Origin of the sequence: Ewingella sp. S1.OA.A_B6, assembly GCF_049889095.1 — a bacterium.
In the GTDB taxonomy this organism is placed as follows: Bacteria; Pseudomonadota; Gammaproteobacteria; order Enterobacterales; family Enterobacteriaceae; genus Ewingella.
This window is the reverse complement of sequence record NZ_JBLJFK010000027.1, coordinates 1-1568: the sequence shown is the minus strand read 5'-3', so window position 1 is coordinate 1568 and position 1568 is coordinate 1. Positions and strand designations below refer to the sequence as shown.

1 rRNA gene is annotated in these 1568 nt (G+C 53.8%); it reads right to left on the bottom strand.

The window, feature by feature from the left end:
* Nucleotides 1-1568, bottom strand: a 23S ribosomal RNA gene (locus tag ACMV8I_RS21290); the annotation flags it as partial.

Below are 1568 nucleotides of genomic sequence, written 5' to 3'. Positions count from 1 at the left end.
CCAGGGAAGACTCATCTCGAGGCAAGTTTCGCGCTTAGATGCTTTCAGCGCTTATCTTTTCCGCATTTAGCTACCGGGCAATGCCATTGGCATGACAACCCGAACACCAGTGATGCGTCCACTCCGGTCCTCTCGTACTAGGAGCAGCCCCTCTCAATCTTCCAACGCCCACGGCAGATAGGGACCGAACTGTCTCACGACGTTCTAAACCCAGCTCGCGTACCACTTTAAACGGCGAACAGCCGTACCCTTGGGACCTACTTCAGCCCCAGGATGTGATGAGCCGACATCGAGGTGCCAAACACCGCCGTCGATATGAACTCTTGGGCGGTATCAGCCTGTTATCCCCGGAGTACCTTTTATCCGTTGAGCGATGGCCCTTCCATTCAGAACCACCGGATCACTATGACCTACTTTCGTACCTGCTCGAGCCGTCACTCTCGCAGTCAAGCTAGCTTATGCCATTGCACTAACCTCACGATGTCCGACCGTGATTAGCTAACCTTCGTGCTCCTCCGTTACTCTTTAGGAGGAGACCGCCCCAGTCAAACTACCCACCAGACACTGTCCTCACCCCGGATCACGGGGCCGAGTTAGAACATCAAACATTAAAGGGTGGTATTTCAAGGTTGGCTCCACGAGAACTGGCGTCCTCGCTTCAAAGCCTCCCACCTATCCTACACATCAAGGCTCAATATTCAGTGTCAAGCTATAGTAAAGGTTCACGGGGTCTTTCCGTCTTGCCGCGGGTACACTGCATCTTCACAGCGAGTTCAATTTCACTGAGTCTCGGGTGGAGACAGCCTGGCCATCATTACGCCATTCGTGCAGGTCGGAACTTACCCGACAAGGAATTTCGCTACCTTAGGACCGTTATAGTTACGGCCGCCGTTTACCGGGGCTTCGATCAAGAGCTTCTCCTTGCGGATAACCCCATCAATTAACCTTCCGGCACCGGGCAGGCGTCACACCGTATACGTCCACTTTCGTGTTTGCACAGTGCTGTGTTTTTATTAAACAGTTGCAGCCAGCTGGTATCTGCGACTGGCTTCGGCTCCGAGAGCAAGTCTCTTCACCTACGCGCCAGCGTGCCTTCTCCCGAAGTTACGGCACCATTTTGCCTAGTTCCTTCACCCGAGTTCTCTCAAGCGCCTGAGTATTCTCTACCTGACCACCTGTGTCGGTTTGGGGTACGATTTCGTGTTACCTGGAGCTTAGAGGCTTTTCCTGGAAGCAGGGCATCAGCTACTTCACCACCGTAGTGGCTCGTTATCACGCCTCAGAGTTATACAGAAAAGCGGATTTACCAACTCTTCCCCCCTACACGCTTGAACCGGGACAACCGTCGCCCGGCCAGCCTAGCCTTCTCCGTCCCCCCTTCGCAGTAACACCAAGTACAGGAATATTAACCTGTTTCCCATCGACTACGCCTTTCGGCCTCGCCTTAGGGGTCGACTCACCCTGCCCCGATTAACGTTGGACAGGAACCCTTGGTCTTCCGGCGTGCGGGTTTTTCACCCGCATTATCGTTACTTATGTCAGCATTCGCACTTCTGATACCTCCAGCA